The organism is Bordetella sp. N, assembly GCF_001433395.1.
In the GTDB taxonomy this organism is placed as follows: Bacteria; Pseudomonadota; Gammaproteobacteria; order Burkholderiales; family Burkholderiaceae_B; genus Bordetella_C.
The window spans coordinates 6872095-6891785 of the sequence record NZ_CP013111.1 but is presented as its reverse complement, the minus strand read 5'-3'; the positions used below and the strand labels follow the sequence as shown (position 1 = coordinate 6891785).

The 19691-nt window shown below is 65.8% G+C and carries 18 protein-coding genes; 14 read left to right on the top strand and 4 right to left on the bottom strand.

Going from position 1 to position 19691, the window contains the following annotated elements; translation table 11 throughout:
* Nucleotide 1: 1 nt before the first annotated feature.
* Nucleotides 2-1531, top strand: a complete 1530-nt coding sequence (locus tag ASB57_RS29710) for a DHA2 family efflux MFS transporter permease subunit (protein WP_057655689.1) — start codon at nucleotides 2-4, stop codon at nucleotides 1529-1531.
* Nucleotides 1521-3053, top strand: coding sequence for an efflux transporter outer membrane subunit (locus ASB57_RS29705; RefSeq protein WP_057655687.1), 1533 nt, complete (start codon nucleotides 1521-1523; stop codon nucleotides 3051-3053). The genes ASB57_RS29710 and ASB57_RS29705 overlap by 11 nt, the downstream gene beginning before the upstream one ends.
* 27 nt (nucleotides 3054-3080) lie before the next feature.
* Here ASB57_RS29705 and ASB57_RS29700 read toward each other — a convergent pair whose 3' ends face one another.
* The 3 genes from ASB57_RS29700 to ASB57_RS29690 form a co-directional block, all read right to left on the bottom strand.
* Nucleotides 3081-4277, bottom strand: a complete 1197-nt coding sequence (locus ASB57_RS29700; protein ID WP_057656551.1) for an MFS transporter — start codon at nucleotides 4275-4277, stop codon at nucleotides 3081-3083.
* Between the two features lie 96 nt (nucleotides 4278-4373).
* On the bottom strand, nucleotides 4374-5282 hold the full coding sequence (locus ASB57_RS29695) for a LysR family transcriptional regulator (RefSeq protein WP_057655685.1): 909 nt from the start codon (nucleotides 5280-5282) through the stop codon (nucleotides 4374-4376).
* 14 nt (nucleotides 5283-5296) lie between these two features.
* A complete protein-coding gene (locus ASB57_RS29690; protein WP_057655683.1) occupies nucleotides 5297-6220 on the bottom strand; it encodes a LysR family transcriptional regulator in 924 nt (307 codons plus the stop codon).
* 115 nt (nucleotides 6221-6335) lie between these two features.
* Between ASB57_RS29690 and ASB57_RS29685 the strand changes: the two genes are divergently transcribed.
* Nucleotides 6336-6785 carry an ester cyclase gene (locus tag ASB57_RS29685; RefSeq protein ID WP_057655682.1) on the top strand — a complete coding sequence of 150 codons (450 nt, stop codon included), beginning with the start codon at nucleotides 6336-6338 and terminating at the stop codon, nucleotides 6783-6785.
* A 22-nt stretch (nucleotides 6786-6807) separates the two neighbouring features.
* Entirely contained in the window at nucleotides 6808-7728 is a 921-nt protein-coding gene (locus ASB57_RS29680; protein ID WP_057655681.1) for an NADP-dependent oxidoreductase, read from the top strand.
* A gap of 16 nt (nucleotides 7729-7744) precedes the next feature.
* Here ASB57_RS29680 and ASB57_RS29675 read toward each other — a convergent pair whose 3' ends face one another.
* Nucleotides 7745-8656, bottom strand: a complete 912-nt coding sequence (locus ASB57_RS29675; protein ID WP_057655680.1) for a LysR family transcriptional regulator — start codon at nucleotides 8654-8656, stop codon at nucleotides 7745-7747.
* Nucleotides 8657-8783: 127 nt separating this feature from the next.
* On the opposite strand from ASB57_RS29675, the gene ASB57_RS29670 reads away from it, so the two are divergent.
* The 10 genes from ASB57_RS29670 to ASB57_RS29625 all read left to right on the top strand — a co-directional run bounded on the left by ASB57_RS29670 (nucleotide 8784) and on the right by ASB57_RS29625 (nucleotide 19674).
* The gene (locus tag ASB57_RS29670; RefSeq protein WP_057655679.1) at nucleotides 8784-9785 is read left to right on the top strand and encodes an MBL fold metallo-hydrolase; all 1002 of its coding nucleotides are present in this window, start codon (nucleotides 8784-8786) and stop codon (nucleotides 9783-9785) included.
* A 215-nt stretch (nucleotides 9786-10000) separates the two neighbouring features.
* Nucleotides 10001-11281 (top strand): amino acid deaminase, encoded by a 1281-nt coding sequence (locus ASB57_RS29665; RefSeq protein ID WP_057655678.1) that lies wholly within the window; start codon nucleotides 10001-10003, stop codon nucleotides 11279-11281.
* Nucleotides 11282-11334: 53 nt separating this feature from the next.
* Nucleotides 11335-12894, top strand: a complete 1560-nt coding sequence (locus tag ASB57_RS29660; RefSeq protein WP_057655677.1) for an ABC transporter substrate-binding protein — start codon at nucleotides 11335-11337, stop codon at nucleotides 12892-12894.
* The gene (locus ASB57_RS29655; RefSeq protein ID WP_057655676.1) at nucleotides 12895-13833 is read left to right on the top strand and encodes an ABC transporter permease; all 939 of its coding nucleotides are present in this window, start codon (nucleotides 12895-12897) and stop codon (nucleotides 13831-13833) included.
* Nucleotides 13833-14708 carry an ABC transporter permease gene (locus ASB57_RS29650; RefSeq protein WP_057655675.1) on the top strand — a complete coding sequence of 292 codons (876 nt, stop codon included), beginning with the start codon at nucleotides 13833-13835 and terminating at the stop codon, nucleotides 14706-14708. The genes ASB57_RS29655 and ASB57_RS29650 overlap by 1 nt, the downstream gene beginning before the upstream one ends.
* Nucleotides 14709-14753: 45 nt before the next feature.
* Nucleotides 14754-15770, top strand: coding sequence for an ABC transporter ATP-binding protein (locus ASB57_RS29645; RefSeq protein WP_057656550.1), 1017 nt, complete (start codon nucleotides 14754-14756; stop codon nucleotides 15768-15770).
* Entirely contained in the window at nucleotides 15767-16801 is a 1035-nt protein-coding gene (locus ASB57_RS29640; protein ID WP_057655674.1) for an ABC transporter ATP-binding protein, read from the top strand. Before ASB57_RS29645 ends, ASB57_RS29640 begins: the two co-directional genes overlap by 4 nt.
* Before the next feature lie 30 nt (nucleotides 16802-16831).
* A complete protein-coding gene (locus ASB57_RS29635) occupies nucleotides 16832-17704 on the top strand; it encodes a MurR/RpiR family transcriptional regulator (protein ID WP_057655673.1) in 873 nt (290 codons plus the stop codon).
* Nucleotides 17705-17708: 4 nt separating this feature from the next.
* Nucleotides 17709-19187, top strand: a complete 1479-nt coding sequence (locus tag ASB57_RS29630; protein WP_057655672.1) for an amidohydrolase family protein — start codon at nucleotides 17709-17711, stop codon at nucleotides 19185-19187.
* 73 nt (nucleotides 19188-19260) lie between these two features.
* Nucleotides 19261-19674, top strand: a complete 414-nt coding sequence (locus ASB57_RS29625) for a RidA family protein (protein WP_057655671.1) — start codon at nucleotides 19261-19263, stop codon at nucleotides 19672-19674.
* The last annotated feature ends 17 nt before the right edge of the window (nucleotides 19675-19691 follow it).

The window sequence follows — 19691 nt, the reverse complement described above, 5'->3', positions numbered from 1 at the left end:
CATGTCGGATCCCTACTCAGCGTTGCCCAGATCGGCGGCCGGCCCCTACAACCCCTGGCTGATCGCGGTCATCGTATCGATCGCGACTTTCATGGAGGTGCTCGACACCACCATCGCGAACGTGGCGCTGCGGCATATCGCCGGCGGCCTGGGCGCAAGCCTGGACCAGAGTACGTACATCACCACCAGTTATCTGGTCGCCAATGCGATCATCCTGCCGATCAGCGGATGGCTTGCCAACGTGATCGGACGCAAGCGCTTCTACATGATCTGCGTCATCCTGTTCACGGTCAGCTCCGTGGCTTGCGGATTCGCGACATCGTTGGAAATGATGATCTTTTTCCGCGTGTTGCAGGGCTTCGGCGGCGGCGGACTGGCGCCGGTCGAGCAAAGCATCTTTGCCGATACCTTCCCGCCGGAAAAGCGCGCCATGGCTTTCGCGCTGTACGGATTTACCGTCGTGGCGGCGCCGGCCATAGGGCCCATGCTGGGCGGATGGATAACGGAAAACTATTCCTGGCACTGGGTGTTCCTGATCAATCTGCCGGTCGGCGTGTTGTCGCTGGTGCTGACGGGTATGTTCGTCAGCGACAGCAAGCTGGTGAAGGAAGAAAGGCGCGCCTTGCTCGCCAAAGGCCTGCGCATCGATTATCTGGGCTTCGCCCTGGTCGCGGCCGGCTTCGGCAGCCTGCAAATCGTGTTGGACAAGTTCGAGCGCGAGGATGGGTTTTCATCCAATTTCATCTGCACGTTCGCGGCCATCGCCGTCGTCGCCCTGGTGTCCCTGGTGATACGCGAACTGACCACGCCGCATCCCATCGTGAACCTGCGGCTATTCAAATCGCGCGCCTTCGCCGTCAGTTGCAGCGTGATGTTCGCGTTCGGCTTCATCATCAATAGTTCGACCCAGATCCTGCCGCAGTTCACGCAGGAACTGTTGAACTACGACGCCACCAACGCCGGGTTGACGCTGGGTCTGGGCGGCGCCGTCCTTCTGTTGATCATGCCGATAGCGGGCGCCGTGACCGGGCGCGTATTCCAGCCCAAGTGGCTGGTCATGATGTCGCTTGCCGGCACCGGCGTAGCGTTGCTCCATACGTCGGGACTCAATTTGAACGTTGGTTTCAGTGACGTTTCCATGGCACGGCTCTACCAGGTCATCTGGCTGCCATTCCTGTTCATCCCGCTATCGACCGTGCAGTTCATCGGCATCCCGCCGAAAGAGAACAACAATGCCTCGGCGCTCATCAACATGATGCGCAACGTCGGGGGCAGTTTCGGGGTGTCGCTGGTGACGACTCAGCTGGCGTGGCGAGAGCAGTTTCACCATGCGCGGCTGGTCGAGCACATCACGCCTTACAACGGCTTTGTCGGTTCGCTTGGGTCGATAGCTCAGCGGGTGACACAACAGGCGTCGGTCATGAGCTACCTCGACGTCTTCATCATTCTGGGCGTTATCGCGCTGGCGCTATGTCCACTTTGTTTGTTATTGCCGAAGCTGCCGAAGGGGGCACAGGTAAATGCGCACTAATTTTCTGTGGGTTCCACTCGTCGTCTTTCTGTCGGCTTGCACGATGGGGCCCGATTTCCAGCATCCTGAATTACAGACGCCGTCGCAATGGTCCAAGTCACCGGCCGCTGCCGCCGAGGCCGCGCACGCGGTGGCCGTGCCCGAGCCTGTCGACACCCGGTGGTGGAACAGCTTCGGCGATCCGCTGCTGACCGAGCTGGTCGCGCGCGCCATGGACAGCAACCTCGATATCAAGATCGCCCTGGCACGGCTGGCCGAGTCACGGGCACAGCTGGGACAGACGAGGGCGGCCGAGTATCCCACTGTCAACGGCAACGCCTCTTATACCCGCCAGCTGGAAAGCGCGGATGGCGTCATCGGCCTGCTCGGTGGCAGCGGGACGTCGACGGCCACGGATACCAACGGGCTGGGGGGCAGGCAAGGCGGTGTGCCGCAATCCTCCGGGACGGCGTTGCCGCCGTTCAGCCTGTACCAATATGGCTTCGATGCGTCGTGGGAGCTCGATCTGTGGGGCCGGGTAAGACGCAGCACGGAAAACGCCAAGGCCAGCGTCGACGCCCAGAATGAAGCGCGGCACGATGCCATCGTATCGACTGCGGCGGAAGTTGCCCGCGATTATCTGAATCTGCGGGGAACGCAGGCGAAGCTGCGCATCACCCGGGAAAACCTGGCATTCGCGCAGCGCACCGTGCAACTGACGAGCGAGCGCGCCAGGCACGGGCTGGCCACCGATCTGGACGTCGCCAATGCACAAAGCCAGGCTGAGTCGAATGCCGCCGAGATTCCGCAGGGCGAACAACAGGAAGCGCAGTTGATCAATGCCATCGGCATCCTGCTTGGCGAGTATCCGCAGGCACTGGCGGCGCAGCTGAAGGAACCCCCCGTGGTGCCCGCGGTGCCCCCGCGCGTGCCGGTGGGGCTGCCCTCGGAACTGGCGCGGCGCCGGCCCGACATTCGCCAGGCGGAGGCCCAATTGCACGCGGCGACCGCAAATATCGGCGCCGCCAAAGCGGACTTTTTCCCGAAGATCACGCTGTCCGGCAGTGCCGCCATGCAGGCCACTCAGTTCTCGAACCTGGGCGATTGGGACGCGCGCAGCTTCAGTCTTGGACCCAGCATCTCGATTCCGATCTTCGAGGGGGGCCGCTTGCGTGCGACGCTGGCATTACGGGAAGCGCAGCAGCAAGAGGCGGCGATCACGTACCGCAAGACGGTATTGTCGGCATTCAAGGAAGTCGATGACGCGATGACGGGATTCGCCGCTGAACAGCGGCGTCGCGACCGGTTGGAGGCAAGCGTGCAGGCATCCAGGCGTGCGCTGGATCTGGCGAACAAACGTTATGTTCGCGGCATTTCGAATTACCTGGATGTGTTGACCGCGCAGAAGACCTTGCTGACCAACGAACAGCAGTGGGTCGATAGCACGGCGACGATATCGACCAATCTGGTCTCGCTGTACAAGGCCTTGGGTGGCGGTTGGGATGTGGTGGCCGAGGAAGGCGCGCCGCCCGGGCATGATTGAGCAGAGCGCCTGAGGAATAAGCCAGCCTCAGCGGGTGCGCAGCCAACGCCCGATGCACAGCGCGGCCACGGCGGCGGCTGCCGCAACCGCGGCGCCGACGATAGCCACGCTACCCACATCCCACCATGCCATGCTGGCGCCGCCCAGGATGGCGCCCAGCGCGATGCCGCCGTTCGCGGCAGACACGTTGATCGTGCCGGCCAATGCCTGGGCCTGCGGCGCCGCCTTCATCACGCGAATCTGGCAGATGGGATAGAGGGCGGTATTCGCGATTCCCCACACGCCCAGCGCGATTGCCAACCCGACGTGCTGCCCCGCCAGTTGCACGGTGCCGAGCATGCCCAGCGCCAGCACGCCGCTGAACAGCGCGGTGACGGCCACCGGCTTGTGGTCCACCCAGAGGCCGCCCAGCCAGTTCCCGATCAGCCCGACGGCGCCGAATCCCATCAGCCACCAGCCGACATTCGCGGAAGGCACCCGAGCGACCTTTTCGAGCAGCTCGGCCAGATAGGTATAGCCCGTGAACATGGCCGTGAAGACCGCCACCGACAACAGCACGTTGGCGACGAACGCCGGATCACGCAGGATGCGCGCCTGCTGGGCCAGGCCGACCCGCTTGCCCGCGGCCATGGCCGGCATCAGGAAGTGCAGGAGGACGGCGACCAGCGCGGACAGGATCGCCAGCGCCCAGAAGGCGCCGCGCCAGCCGATGGCGTCGCCCGCGACGGTTCCAAGCGGGATGCCCAGCAGCATGGCCGCGGAAATGCCCAGGTAGACCGTGGCGACGGCTTTGCCCGCGCGTTCGGGGCCAGCCAGTTGCGCGGCGGTTTCACTGGCCGTGCCCCAGAACACGGGCAGAGCCAGCGCGGGCAGGATACGGGCAATGCCCAGCACCCAGAAGTTTGGCGCCAGCGCGGCCACGGCGTTGGATACCGCGAAGAGGACGAGCACCGCCATGAACATGCGCTTGCGCTCGACGTGGGCAAGCCTTGCGGTCAGCGGCGGCCCGAAGATCATCACGACGACGGCGAACAGCGTGACCAGCTGGCCGGCCCTTGCGACCGACACCGACAGGTCGCGAGCGAGTGCCGGCAACAGGCCGACCATCAGGAACTCGGTGGTGACGATGACGAATGCCGCGATCGCCAGGATGTATGTGGACGCGGTACCCGTCTGGGCGGCGCGATGGGGTGCCTGTAGGGACGTAGTGGGGGAGGATGACACGATCAGCGAGGGAGATTTCAAACCCCGCAGCTTATTGGATACTCATGGTCCCATATCGGATCAATTTTCCATCGATATCATCTGGAAGTTCCAGAATCAAATACGTAGATGGGTTCCAAGGTGAGTAAGCAGCGCATCGACCTTGGGTAGTAATTGCCGGCTGCGCTGCCATTGGAGGTACAGCGGCAGGCCATCGACCGCCAGGGACGGCAGGATTTCCACCAACTCGCCCTTGGCCAGGCGGTCCCCGACGAGCCACGTGGCAAGCTGGCCTACGCCGAAGCCCTGGGCCACGGCTTCGACCCAGGATTCAGCGCTGCCGACTTCCAGCTGGGTCACGGGATGGTGATGCTCGACCGGCGCATTGCCGCGTTGGATGAGCCAGGGACTGGGCGTGCCGTTGGGCTGGCGGTACAGCACGGCATCCAGCCGGGCCAGCGCGTTCATGTCGTCCGCGATGTCGCCGATACTTTCAAGGTAGCTCGGTGCGCAGCAGAAGATGCGCCGCTCGCGCCCCAGGAAGCGGTAGCCGATGGGGGCCGGCCAGGTTTCTCCACCGCCTATCCGCACGGCCACATCCACGCCATCTTCAACCAGGTCCACGAATCGGTCGGTGAAGGATATCTGCGGCTGTACGCCGGGGTAGGCCTTCATGAAGTCGAACAGTTGGGGCATGACATGCATGCGGCCGTAGGTGGCCGGCAGGTCGATGCGCAGCTTGCCCACCGGCACCGTGCCTTCGGCCTTCAGCACATGCTCCGCCTCTTCCAGTTCGCCCAGGATCCGCTGGCAGGTCCGGTAGAAGGCCTGCCCGGCATCGGTAAGCGACAGCCGGCGAGTAGTGCGCTCGAACAGCCGCGCCCCCAACCGCGCCTCCAGGCGCGCGACGGCCTTGCCGACGGCGGAATTGGTCAGGTTCAGGCGCTCTGACGCGGCCGTGAAGCTACCCGCGTCCACCACGGAGACAAACACGTCGATCCCTTTAAGACGTTCGGAGGAGTACATACGTTTGGCTTCTCCTAATGTCCGCTCATCAACTCACCTGCGACGCGGGCGATGTGGTCGCGTAACCAGGTCTGGGCGGAGGGGCTGTCGTTGCGGCGATGCCAGATCAGATGAAAGGCGACCTGGGGCAGGGATACGGGCGGCGGGAAGATCGCCAGCTTGCCGGCCACCGCGGAATGCAGCGCTACCCGGCGTAGCAAGGTAGCGGCGTAGTCGCTGCGCGCCAGGATCGCCGGCACCGCGAACATCTGCGGCAACGCGATCTGGACGCGGCGTTTCTTGCCATGATCGGCCAAGGCCTGGTCAACCACGCCATAACTGCTTCCCTCCGGCGAAACCAGCACATGCTCCAGCGCCAGATAGGCTTTCAGATTCATGCCCTTGCGCGCCGCCGGATGGTCTTTGCGCACCAGGGTTACGAACTCGTCGCGCAGGATCTCGCGCGTCATGATGCGGCTTTCCTGAACGGTCGGCGCCACGCCGATCGCCACGTCGATCTTGCCAGCGTCCAGCAGTGCCACGGCATCGTCACGACCGGAGAAGGACACGACATCGATCAACACATCGGGCGCCTCCAGCGCAAGCGCTGACAGCAATCGCGGCAGGATGACGAAAGCCGGATAGTCCGACAGCCCCAGCGTGAAGGTCAGCGTCGCCGTCCGCGCGACAAAGTCGGCTTCGGGCTGCAGGACGGCGGCGATCTGCTGTAGCGCCAGCGTCACCCCTTCCGCGATCTGCTGCGCACGCGCCGTGGGCAGCAGGCCGGCGGCGCTGCGCTGGAACAGGTGGTCGCCGAACACGGCGCGCAATCGCCCCAGTGCCGCGCTCATGGCCGGCTGGCTGACACCGACGCGGGCGGCCGCGCGCGTCACGTTGCGCTCCTGCATCAGCGCATCGAACGCAGCCAGCAGATTCAAATCGACGCCATTGAAATCCATAGAACGAATAATGCTGTATATGCTGTATTTGTTGGATGAATCTTAGCGCTTGCTGATAATCCTCTCAACAGCAAGCGCCCGATGTGACGGGCGCACTGAAACAGAGAACTTTGTCATGCAAGCCACCACACCCACCACCACCGACGCAGCCCGCCTGGCAACGGAACGGCAGGCCGTCCTGAATCTCTACGAAGTCTTCAACCAGAAGAACCCCGACCTGCTGGCGCAAGCCGTGGCGCCGACGTGGAAGGACATCCCGCTGGCACCCGGCCAGGGCCCCGGTCCGGACGGCTTCAAGCCTGTCGTGCAGGGCTTCTTCGATGCTTTCCCCGATGTGCGGATCCACATCCACGACCTGGTGCAATTGCCCGGCAAGATCGCCGTGCGCGCCGAGATCAGCGGTACGCACCAGGGCGCCCTGTTCGGCATCCCCGCCACGGGCAAGCGCGTGAGCTTCCGCATCCATGAGTTCCATGAACTCGATGGCGAGCGCATCACCACCACCTGGCACATGGAAGACTGGTTCGCCCTGTTCCTGCAACTGGGTCAATTTCCCGCCAATTGACGCGCCGCTCCGGAGAGAAAACATGCAAGCAGCATTGATCAGGCAGTACGGCGCGCTCGCCGATGTCGTCATCGACACCCTCCCCGCCACGGCGCCAGCCGCGGACGAAGTGCAAGTCCGCATCGAAGCCGCCAGCGTGAATCCGCTGGACGTGAAGCTTATCAGTGGCTTGCTACGGGAGGTCTTCCCGACCACGCTGCCCTACGTGCCAGGCGGCGATTTCAGTGGCGTCGTCAGCGCGCTGGGCGCGGACGTGACGGGCCTGCGCGTCGGCGACCGTGTGGTCGGCCGCCGGGCCCCCAAAGCGGGCGGCGCCTTCGCCGGCTACACCACGGCCAAGGCGGCGGCCGTGGTGCGTATGCCGGATGCCATGAGCTTCGAGCAGGCGGCAGCATTGCCCAGCGCGTTCGGCACCGCGCATCTGGCACTGTTCGGCGTGGGCAAGCTGCGCGCCGGCCAGCGCGTGCTGATACATGCCGGCGCCGGGGGCGTGGGCGGTTTTGCCACGCAGCTGGCCAAGGCGGCGGGCGCGCATGTCAGCGCCACCGCGTCGGCTGGCAACCATGGCCTGTTGCGGGAGCTGGGCGCCGATACCGTCATCGACTACCGCAACGAAGACTTCACGCAACTGCCGGCGGTCGACCTGGTGCTCGACACCATAGGCGGCGATACGCTCGCGCGCTCCTGGCAAGTGCTGCGCGACGGCGGCACCCTGGCCACCCTGATCGACTTCGCCATCGCGGCGCCGGCGGGCCGGCACGGTCAGTTCGTGTTTTTCGAACATGCCACCGAGGCCTTGCAAATCGCCGTCGATCTCTTCCGGCAGGACAAGCTCCAGATCGTGATCGACAGCCTTTACCCGCTGGAACAGATCGCGGTAGCGCTGCAAAAGACCGCGTCGGGCCGCGCGCGCGGCAAGGTCATCGTACGCATGGGAAGCTGAGGGAAACGCCGGCTCGTCACACCAGCCACGGCGGGGATTGCAGCCGGCCAGCGATCCAGTCCGAGAATGCGCGCGTCTTGCCGGGCATGCCGGCGGCGGCCGGCGTGACCAGGTAGACGGCGCCCTTGTCGGCGATGGGATAGGCAGGCAGCACTTCGACCAATTCGCCCGAGGCCAGGTACTGGCTGACGTACCAGTCAGACGTGTGCATGACGCCCAGCCCGGCCAAGGCGGCCTTGACCAACAGCTCGGAATCTCCCGAAGCCATGCGCTGGTTCACCGTGACCGCCTGTATGCCGCCATCGGGTTTCTTGAAACGCCATTGGTTGACCGGGGTCCGCTCGCTATTGCAAAGGCAGGCATGCCCTTGCAAGTGCTGCGGCTCGGCAATGGCAGGGTGGCGGGCCAGATAGGCGGGACTGGCGCATATCAGCCGGCGCCGGTCGGCGACGCGGCGAGCCACCAGCCGGGAATCCGGTAACTCACCCAGGCGGATCGCCAGGTCGTAACCCTCCGCCACCAGATCGATGAAGCGATTTTCCACATTCGCCTCCATGCTCACGGCGGGATGCGCCAGCAGGAAGTCAATGAGCATGGGCGCGATCCACATCCGGCCGAAGCTGCCCGGCAGCGTGATGCGCAGATGGCCACGCGCCTCGCCGGCGCCCAGGCCGGCCACCTCCCGTTCGGCGGCCTCGAGCCCTTCGACCATGGGCCCTACGCGCGCCAGATAGGCCTGTCCCGCCTCGGTCAACGCCACGCGCCGCGTCGTCCGCTCGACCAGCCGCACGCCTAGCCGCTGTTCCAGGCCATGCAGTCGGCGCGTCACCACAGCGGGATCGCGATTGATCAGTTTGCCGGCGCCCAGGAAGGAGCCCGCATGGGCCAGTGCCAGGAACGCGCGAATTTCGTCGAGATCGGTCTGCATGGAATTGCTGAGAATTTCACAGTTATCTACTGCGGTTTTTAGTCTTCTTTTGTATTTTTGTCAGCAGTAGGATGCGGCACCCGGCGTCGCACATGGACGCCTCAATGGTTCGAAGGAAGCCTGCCGTATGAATATTCTCTCCGCACGCAAAGTCCCCTTGGTCACATCGCACGTCAGGCGAGCCTGCCTGGCCGCCGCCCTGGCGGGATCGGCACTGATCAGCCTGGCGAGCAACCCGGCGCACGCCGCCGCGCCGCTGCAAAAAAACCAGGCCACGTTTTATCGAATCATGGTGGGCGACTATGAGGTCACCGCCTTGTCCGACGGGACCCTGAGCCTGCCCGCGGACAAGATGCTGAACGGTATCGACAAGGCCGATCTGGCCAGGCAGTTGACGGATGCTTTCCTGAGCGACCCCGTCGCCACCTCGGTCAACACCTATCTGATCAATACCGGCAAGAAGTTGGTGCTCATCGACACAGGCGCAGGCGATTCCATGGGCAAGAACAGCGGCCATCTTCTTGCCAGCCTGCGCGCCGCCGGCTACTCGCCAGCGCAGGTCGACGAGATCTACCTGACGCACTTCCATCCCGATCACACAGGCGGCCTGACGGCGGGTGGCAAACGGGTGTTCCCGAATGCCGTGGTACGCGCCGACAGCAAGGAATCGGCTTACTGGTTCAGTGCGCAAAACGCGGCCCAGGCGACCCACGGCAGCTTGCGTTCCTTCGCCATGGCGCCGGCCGCCCTGAAACCGTATCTGGCCGCCCATAAATTCGTGCCCTTCGATCACGATGGGGAACTCAGCCCCGGGATATCCAGCGTCGCCAACTACGGGCACACGCCAGGACACAACGCGTATCGCATCGCCAGCAAGGGGCAGGAATTACTGATATTCGGCGACCTCGTACACGTCGGCGCGGTTCAATTCGCGCATCCCGAAGTGACCATCAGCTTCGACAGCGATGAAAGCGAAGCCAGCGGGGACCGCCGCCAGGTGTTCGAGACCGTGGCGACGCGAAGGGAACTGGTCGCCGGCGCACACATTCCCTTCCCTGGCATCGGCCACATCGCGAAGGCGGGTAGCGGCTACCGGTGGCACCCGGTGGAGTATTCCTTGCCGCAATGATATTGAAGGGCAGCCCCCTCAACGCTCCCCCGCGACATGCCGAGGGGCGCAGCGCCCTCGAACGCGGGGCCGAAGGGGCGGAGCCCTTCAAAACCCTCTCCCCTGGGAAAACCCCCACTGCGTCTGTAAATTATTTTCAGGATAATAAAAAAAAGACCATGATCTGGTAATTATTTTCACCCCCGAAGCCGCCCAGCCGCCAGCCGGAGACAAACATGACGACGCTCCATCCTTTCCCTCCCCTGGACCCAGACGGCAAAGGCCTGGGCAGACTGGACGGCTCCTGTAGCCTGGAGCAGGTCCCGGCATTAGGCTGGAACCTGCTCGCCGAAGACGTCAGCCTGCCCGTGGCGGTGCTCTACGAAACCCGCGTCCGCCACAACCTGGAATGGATGCAGCGCTTCATCCACGCCTACCAGGTGCAATTAGCCCCCCACGGCAAGACCACCATGTCGCCCGCGCTGTTCAAGCGCCAGCTCGACGGCGGCGCCTGGGGCATCACCCTGGCCACCGCGCCGCAGGTCAACGCAGCCTACCGCCATGGGGTACACCGCATCCTCATGGCCAATCAGCTGGTCGGCCGCGCCAATATGGCCTTGATCGCCGATCTGCTGCGCGACCCCGGCTTCACCTTCTACTGCATCGTCGACTCGGCCGCCAACGCCGCCGCCCTGGGCGCCTTCTTCGCCGAACGCGGCCAGACCCTGCGCGTGCTGATCGAACTGGGCGTGGCCGGCGGCCGCACCGGCGTGCGCGACGACACTCAACTGGACACCCTGCTGGCCGAGATCGCCCGCTGGCCCGGCGCCCTGGCCCTGGCCGGCATCGAGATCTACGAAGGCGTGCTGCAAGACGAAGCGCTGATCCGCGCCTTCCTGCGCCGCGCCACCGGGACCCTGCGCCGTCTGCAGGACAACGGCCAGCTGACCCAGGACGGCCCCGCCCTGATCTCCGGCGCCGGCTCGGCCTGGTACGACGTGGTGGCCGAGGAGTTCTCCGGCCTGGACATCGGCCGCCCGCTGGAAATCGTGCTGCGCCCGGGCTGCTACCTGAGCCATGACGTCGGCATCTACCGCGGCGCCGCCACCCGCATCAACGCCAACAACGACGTCGCCCGCCATATGGAGCCGGGCCTGCTGCCCGCGCTGCAGGTGTGGGCCTATGTGCAATCCCTGCCCGAGCCCGGCCGCGCCATCATCGGCCTGGGCAAACGCGACGCCGCCTTCGACGCCGGCCTGCCCACCCCCGCCCTGCACTACCGCCCGGGACAACAAGCCACCGCCGCCAGGCCCGCCAACGCGCCCCCGGCCTGGAAGCTGACCGCCATGATGGACCAACACGCCTTCATGGAAATCAACGACGGCGCCGACATCCAGGTCGGCGACATGATCGGCTTCGACATCTCGCATCCCTGCCTGACCTTCGACAAATGGAAGCAGGTACTGCTGGTGGACGACAACTGGCAGGTCACCGAAGCAGTTCAGACGTTTTTCTGAAGCAAAACCGTACGCGCACGCCGCGAGCAATCCCTCCTTTTGGAGCACGCCACATGAACGCAACGATCTCCCGTCGCCGCGACGGGTTGAAGAATCTCCTGCTGGCCAGCGCTTTGGGCCTGGCCTTCCTGACGGGCGGCGCGCACGCGGCCGACCCCGTCCGAGGCGGCACCCTGTCGGTCGCCACCATCGGCGAACCGCCCACCCTGGACCCCATGGCCAGCACGGCCGACCTGGTGGGCATTCTCAGCCAGCACATCTTCGAAACCCTCTACACCTTCGACGCCAAGTGGAACGTCACGCCCCTGCTGGCCGACAAGCTGCCCACGATCAGCGCGGACGGCCTGACGTACACCATCCCCTTGCGCCAGGACGTCACCTTCCATGACGGCGCCAAGATGACCGCCGCCGACGTAGTGGCGTCCCTGCAGCGCTGGACCACCGTGGCCTCGCGCGGCAAGCAGGCCGCCCAGTTGATCACCGGCATCACGGCCACCGACGACCACACGGTCACGATCACGCTGAAGCAGCCCTATGCGCCGCTGACCGCGCTGCTGGCCATGAACAACGCCGCCGCCGTGGTCTTGCCCAAGGACAAGATCGCCACGCCGCTGACCGAGTTCATCGGCACCGGCCCCTACAAGCTGAAAGCCCGCGTGCCGGACCAATACCTGCAACTGGTCCGCTACGACGGCTACAAGTCGCGCGCCGGCGAGCCCGACGGCTACGGCGGCGCCCGCAAGCAATACCTGGATGAAATCCGCTTCGTGCCGGTCAGCAATGCCAACACCCGCATCGAAGCCGCGGTGGCCGGCCAGTATGAATACGTCGACTCCATCGCGGTGGAAGCCGCCGGCAAGCTGAAGTCGAGCAAGTCCGAAGCCGTGCTGCTCAAGCCCTTCGGCTGGCCGCGCATGGTGCTCAACACCAAGCAGGGCATCATGTCCAACGTGAAGGTGCGCCAGGCAGTGCAGATGGCGCTGAACGAAGAAGACATGCTGTTCGCCGCCTTCGGCGACAAGGCCTACTATGCCGTCGACGGCGCCATGTATCCGGAAGGTTATCCCTGGCACACCACGCAGGGCACCCAGGTGTACAACAAGGGCGACGTGGCCGCCGCCAAGAAGCTGCTCGAAGCATCGGGCAGCAGCGACCGCACCATCCGCATCCTGACCAGCCAGCAATACGAGTTCCACTACAAGATGGCCCTGGTCGCCGCCGAGTACCTGAAACAGGCCGGCTTCAAGGTCGACATGCAGGTGGTCGACTGGGCCACCCTGACGCAACGCCGCCAGGACCCCGCCCTGTGGGACATCTTCATTACCCACAGCCCCTTCCTGCCGGAACCGGCCCTCATCGACTTCCCGTCCAAGGACGCGCCGGGCTGGTGGGATACGCCGCGCCGCAACCAGGTGCTGGACGCCTTCAACCGCGCCACCACCCAGGATGAACGCGTCAAGCGCTGGGCCGACGTGCAACAGGCCATCTTCGATGAAGTGCCCTTCATCAAGGTGGGCGATTTCAACGCCGTGGCCGCCAAATCGCCGGCGCTGCAAGGCGTGACGCCGGCCCCCTGGCCCTACTTCTGGAACGCCTGGAAGGCGGCAAAATAAATGTCCTACCTGATCAACCGCCTCGTTGGCCTGGTCGCCGTCATGTTCCTGGTGGCCACGATCGTGTTCGTGATCATCCGGGTCACGCCGGGCGACCCGGCGGCGGTGATGCTGGGCCCGGAAGCCAGCCAGCAGGACATCGCCGCGCTGCGCACGCGGCTGGGACTGGACCAGCCGCTGCCGCTGCAATACGTCACGTGGCTGGGCCAGTTGGCCAAGGGTGACCTGGGACAGTCCATCTTCCTGAACAAGCCGGTGCTGTCGGCCCTGGCCGACCGCGCCGAGCCGACCTTCTGGCTGACCTTGATGTCGCTGCTGATCGCCAGCGCCATCGCTCTGCCCGTGGGCATTCTGTCCGCGGTCAAGCGGGGCACCACGCTGGACCAGTCGGTGCTCAGTTTCTCGATGTTCACGTCCAGCGTGCCCAGTTTCTGGCTGGGCCTGCTGCTGATGCAGGTGTTCTCGGTGAAGCTGGGCTGGCTGCCCGTGTCTGGCTACGGCGGTCCCGATGCGTCCATCGGCACGCGCCTGTCGCATCTGATCCTGCCCGCCGTGGTGCTGGGCCTGGTGAACTCCGCGCTGATCACCCGTTTCATCCGCGCCAGCATGCTGGACGTGCTGCGCGACGATTACGTGCGCACGGCGCGGGCCAAGGGCCTGCCTGAACGCAAGGTGATCCTCAAGCACGCGGTTCGCAACGCCCTGATTCCCATCCTGACCGTCCTGGGCCTGACTACGGCCCTGCTGGTGAGCGGCGCCGTGGTGACGGAAACGGTGTTCGGCCTGCCCGGCGTCGGCAGCCTGGTGGTGTCGGCGGTGCTGCGGCGCGATTACCCGGTCATCCAGGGCGCGCTGCTGGTCATCGCCGCCATCTATGTCCTGATCAATCTGTTCATCGACCTGCTTTACCTGGTGGTCGACCCTCGGGTGCGCTACTGATGTCCTCTCCCACTACCGTCACCGCCCAGGGCGGGGCCGACCGCTGGCAGGTGCTGCGCCTGCTGGTATCGCGCAAGACCGTGCTGATCAGCCTGATCGTGCTGGTGGTGCTGATCGCCGCCGCCCTGCTGGCGCCCATGATCAGCCCCTACGATCCCTACAAACTGTCCATCATGAACCGCCTGAAGGCACCCAGCGGCGCCCACTGGTTCGGCACCGACGACTTTGGGCGCGATGTCTTCAGCCGGGTCGTCTACGGCGGCCGCCTGTCATTGACGGTGGGCTTCGCGGTGGTGATCCTGTCCAGCGTGCTGGGCATCGCGCTGGGCCTGCTGGCCGGCTTCTTCCGCGGCGCCGACAAGTTCGTGTCGCGGCTGATCGACGCCATGATGGCCTTCCCCGACATCCTGCTGGCCATCGCCCTGGTGGCGGCGCTGGGCCCGTCCGTCATCAACGTGGTCATCGCCCTGGGCATCGTCTACACGCCGCGGCTGGCGCGCATCGTGCGGGCATCGACCCTGGTGATACGCGAACTGCCCTTCGTCGAAGCCGCGCGCGCCCTGGGCGTGTCGACGTGGCGCATCGTCACCGTGCATGTGCTGCGCAACCTGGTTTCTCCCATCCTGGTCCAGGGCACGTTCATCTTCGCCTACGCCATCCTGGCCGAAGCCGGCCTGTCCTTCCTGGGCGTGGGCGTGTCGCCCGACATCCCCACCTGGGGCACGATGATCAACGCCGGCCAGCAATACATGGGGTCGGCCGACTGGATCATGATTTTTCCCGGGATCGCCATCGTGTTGTCGGTGCTGTCCCTGCAGTTGGTGGGCGATGGTCTGCGCGATGTGCTCGACCCCCGCCTGCGCAAGGAGCTTTGAATCATGAGCGCGAATCGCGCCACGGCGCTTTCCCAGGACCCGCGGATGGACCCGAACACGGCCATGGCTGACGACATCGTCCTGTCCGTCCAGGGCTTGAAAACCTGGTTCCACAGCCGCGACGGCGTCGCCAAGTCGGTCGACGGCGTCACTTTCGAGCTGGCGCGGGGCGAGACCCTGGCCATCGTCGGCGAATCCGGTTCCGGCAAATCGGTGACCAGCCTGTCCATCATGGGCCTGCTGCCCAAGCCGGCCGGCCGCATCGAAGCCGGCAGCATCCGCTTCCGCGACCGCGCCGGTGTGCAGCATGACCTGGCCGACGCCAGCGCCGCCACCCTGCGCCGCATCCGCGGCGCCGAGATCGCGATGATCTTCCAGGAGCCGATGACCAGCCTGAACCCGCTGTACACGGTCGGCGACCAGATCGCCGAGGCCGTGCTGCAGCATGAGGGCGGCAGCCGCGCGGCGGCCATGAAGCGCGCCGTCGACATGCTGGAACGCGTGGAGATCCCCGCGGCCGCCAGGCGCGTCGGCGAATATCCGCACCAGATGTCGGGCGGCATGCGCCAGCGCGTGATGATCGCCCTGGCGCTGGCCTGCAACCCTTCCCTGCTGATCGCCGACGAGCCCACCACCGCGCTGGATGTCACCGTGCAGGCGCAGATCCTGGACCTGCTGCGCCGCCTGCAGGAAGAACTGCACATGAGCATCCTGTTCATCACCCACAATTTGGGCGTGGTGGCGGAGATCGCCCATCGCGTGGCGGTGATGTACGCGGGTCGGGTCGTCGAGGACGCCAACGTCTATGACCTGTTCGAGCAGCCCACGCATCCGTACACGCGCGGCCTGCTGTCCTGTATTCCCACCGATGCCATCCTGGCGTCCGGCGAACGGCTGCGCGCCATCCCCGGCAACGTGCCCAGCGTGCTGGCGCTGCCCGCCGGCTGCACCTTCGCGCCGCGCTGCCCGCGGGCCGACGCGGACTGTACCCGCGCGGTGCCGGAACTGTTATCCGTGCGCCCGGAGCATCGTGCGCGCTGCATCAAGGTTACGACGATATGAATGCCTATACATCAGCCGAGGCGGTGCCGGACCAGCACGACACCCCGGCCGGCGCCACGTCCGCCGAACCGCTATTGAGCGTGCGCGATCTGCGCGTGCACTTCCCCACGTCCTCGCGGCGGGATGCGCCGGTGGTACGCGCGGTCGACGGCGTCAGTTTCGACGTCCCGCGCAATACCATCGTGGGTCTGGTGGGCGAGTCCGGCTCCGGCAAGACGACCACCGGCCGCGCGCTGCTGCGCCTGCTGGCGGCGACCAGCGGCGAGGTGCGCTTCGACGGCACCGACCTGAGCAAGCTGGACGAGAAGCAGATGCTGCCCTGGCGCCGGCGCATGCAGATCGTCTTCCAGGATCCCTACGCCAGCCTCAACCCGCGCATGACCGTGGGCGAGATCATCGGCGAGGCGCTGGACACCCACCGCCTGGCGCGCGACCGCCGTGAGGACCGCATCAGCGAACTGCTGACCCGCGTCGGCTTGAACGCCGATCATCGCAAGCGTTATCCGCATGAGTTTTCCGGCGGCCAGCGCCAGCGCATCGGCATCGCCCGGGCGCTGGCCGTGGAGCCGGACTTCATCGTGGCGGACGAGCCGGTGTCGGCCCTGGACGTATCGGTGCAGGCCCAGGTGCTGAACCTGTTGCAGGACCTGCAACGCGATCTGGGCCTGACCATGCTGTTCGTGGCCCATGATCTGGCGGTGGTGAACTACCTGTGCGACGAGGTGGTGGTGCTGTATCTGGGCCGCGTGATGGAGCGCGGGCCCACCCGTGAAGTCTATGCCCGGCCTCGTCACCCTTATACTCGCGCGCTGCTGTCCGCCGCGCCGGTGCCCGATCCGCGGGCCGCGCGCAAACGCATCCTGCTGAAGGGCGACATCCCGAGTCCCTTGAATCCGCCTTCCGGCTGTGTGTTCCGCACGCGTTGCCCGCATGCCCTGCCGATCTGCGCCGAGCAGGTCCCCGCGGCCACACCGGTCGGCGCCAGCCACTATGCGGCCTGCGTGCGGGTCGATGAACTGCAAAACGCCTGACATGATTGCCCTCGCCCGGAGCCCCCACGCATGACCAACGTCCGCGACATCGTCTACCAGATCCGCAGCCGCCGCGACGCGCTCAGCGCCACCGAGCGCAAGGTGGCCGACGCCATTCTGGACGACATCATCCATGCCGCCGGCGCCACGGTCGACCAGCTGGCCGAAAAAGCCGGGGTGAGCAACGCCACCATCTCGCGCTTCGCGCGGTCGGTCGGCTGCGAGGACACCCGGGACTTCAAGATGAAGCTGGCGCAGGCCAGTGCGGTGGGCACGCGTTTTCTCGACAGCGCCGCGCCGGCCGAGGAAAGCACCTTCTACGCCCGCATCTACGCCGACATCGAAAGCACCTTGCGCGCGCATCTGCCGATGTACACCGAACCGCTGTTCGAGCAGGCCATGGACGTGGTGCGCAATGCGCGCATGACCTATGTCTTCGGCATGGGCGGCGCCTCGGCCGTGCTGGCGCAGGAGATGCAGTCGCGCCTGGTGCGGCTGGGGTATCCGGTCGCGGCCTACAGCGACGCGGTGCTGCTGCGCATGGTGGCGGCCACCCTGGACGAACGCGATGCGGTGATCATGCTGTCGGCTTCCGGCCTGACGCCTGAAATGCTGTCCGGCGCGCGCATCGTCAAGCAATACCGCGCCCGTATCGTCGCCCTGACCGATCCGGACTCTCCGCTGGCGGAAATGGCCGATGTCGTGCTGCCAGTGCGCACCGACGAAACCGACTTTATCTACAAGCCGTCCGCGTCGCGCTACGCCATGATGCTGGCCATCGACCTGCTGGCCACCGAGCTGGCCATGACGCGGCAGGAAGAAACGCGCGACCGCCTGCGCCGCATCAAGCTGGCGCTGGACGAATACCGGGGCGGCCCGAACCGCCTGCCCCTGGGAGATTGAAAAGATGTACGACACCCTGATCACCGCCGTGCGCGTGCTCGACGGCAGCGGCGCGTCTGGCTACGACGCCGACGTGGCGCTGCTCGACGGCCGCATCGCGGCCATCGCCGAAGCGGGCAAGCTGGCTGGCGCGGCTGCCGTGGAAACCGTGGACGGGACAGGCCGCGTTTTATCGCCAGGTTTCGTGGACGTACACACCCACGACGACACCAACGTCATCCGCACGCCCGGCATGCTGCCCAAGCTGTCGCAGGGCGTGACCACCGTGGTGGTCGGCAATTGCGGCATCAGCGCCGCCCCGGTGACGCTGCGCGGCGATCCACCCGACCCGATGAATCTGTTGGGCGAAAGCCAGGACTTCCAGTATCCCAGCTTCGCCGACTACACCGCCGCCATCGCGGCGGCCCGGCCAGCGGTCAACGTGGCAGCCCTGGTGGGCCACACTGCCCTGCGCAACAATCACATGGACCGGCTCGACCGCAAGGCCAGCGCCGAAGAGATCGACGCCATGCGCGAACAGTTGCGCGAAGCGCTGGCGCATGGCGCGATCGGCCTGAGCACCGGGCTGGCGTATGCGTCGGCGTATGAAGCCGACACGGCCGAGGTCAAGGCCCTGGCGGAAGTGCTGGATGAGTTCGGCGCGCTCTACACCACCCATCTGCGTTCGGAATTCGCCGCGATTCTGCAGGCCATGGAAGAGGCCTACGAAGTGGCCGCCCACGCCCGCGTGCCCCTGGTGGTGTCGCATCTGAAGTGTGCCGGCGCGGGCAACTGGGGCCGGACCACCGAGGTGCTGGCCAGTCTTGAAGGCGCCGGCCGCCTGCAGCCCGTGGGCTGCGACTGCTACCCCTATTCCGCCAGCTCGTCGACCCTGGACCTGAAGCAGGTGACCAGCGATTTCCGCATCGACATCACCTGGTCCACGCCCCATCCGGAGCAGGCCGGGCGGCCCCTGGCCGACATCGCGGCCGAATGGAACGTGCCGCTGATGGAGGCGGCCACGCGCTTGCAGCCCGCCGGGGCGGTGTATCACGGCATGCGCGAGGACGACGTGCAGCGCGTGTTGAAGCACCGGCTGACCATGATAGGGTCGGACGGCTTGCCCAACGATCCCCATCCGCATCCGCGGCTGTGGGGTGCTTTTCCCCGTGTGCTGGGGCATTACAGCCGCGACCTGGGCTTGTTTCCCCTGGCCCAGGCGGTGCACAAGATGACCGGGCTGTCGGCCGCGCGTTTCGGCCTGGCCGAGCGCGGGCTGGTGCGCGAGGGCTATCACGCGGACCTGGTGCTTTTCGACCCGCTCACCGTCAAGGATGAAGCCACCTTTAGCGCGCCGGTGCAGGCCAGCAGCGGCATCCATGCCGTGTGGGTCAATGGCGTGCTGTCGTATCGTGACGGCATGGCCAGCGGACGCCGGGCGGGACGCTGGCTGCCCCGCGCGGGCGACCTGCGGGCAAGTTTCGCCAGCGGGACGCCGGGCTGATACGTCGGGCCATAGCCATCGCCGCGCCGCGTGGCGGGCGCACCATCAACTGGATTTTTCAAGGAGCATCGCAATGAGCAAGGATCCCAAAGCCGACGCCAACGGCATCACCCGCTACGGCGTTGCCGGCGGTACCGGGCAAGGTGGTTCGCACATGCCCTTCGCGCGCGCGGTCGCCGCTGGCGGCTGGCTGTTCGTGTCCGGCCAGGTGCCGATGGAAGATGGGGAAGTGATTCAAGGCGGCATCGTGCCGCAATCGCATAAGGCGATCCAGCAGGTGCTGGCCATTCTGGAAGAAGCGGGCTACGGCCCCGAGCACGTCGTGCGCTGCGGCGTCTGGCTCGACGACGCGCGGGATTTCGCGTCCTTCAACAAGGTATTCAAGACCTACTTCGGCGACAACCCTCCCGCCCGCGCCTGCGTGGAATCGCGGCTGGTGGTCGATGCAAAGGTGGAAGTCGACTGCGTCGCCTATAAGCAGCCTTAATCGAGGTCAGCCCCGCC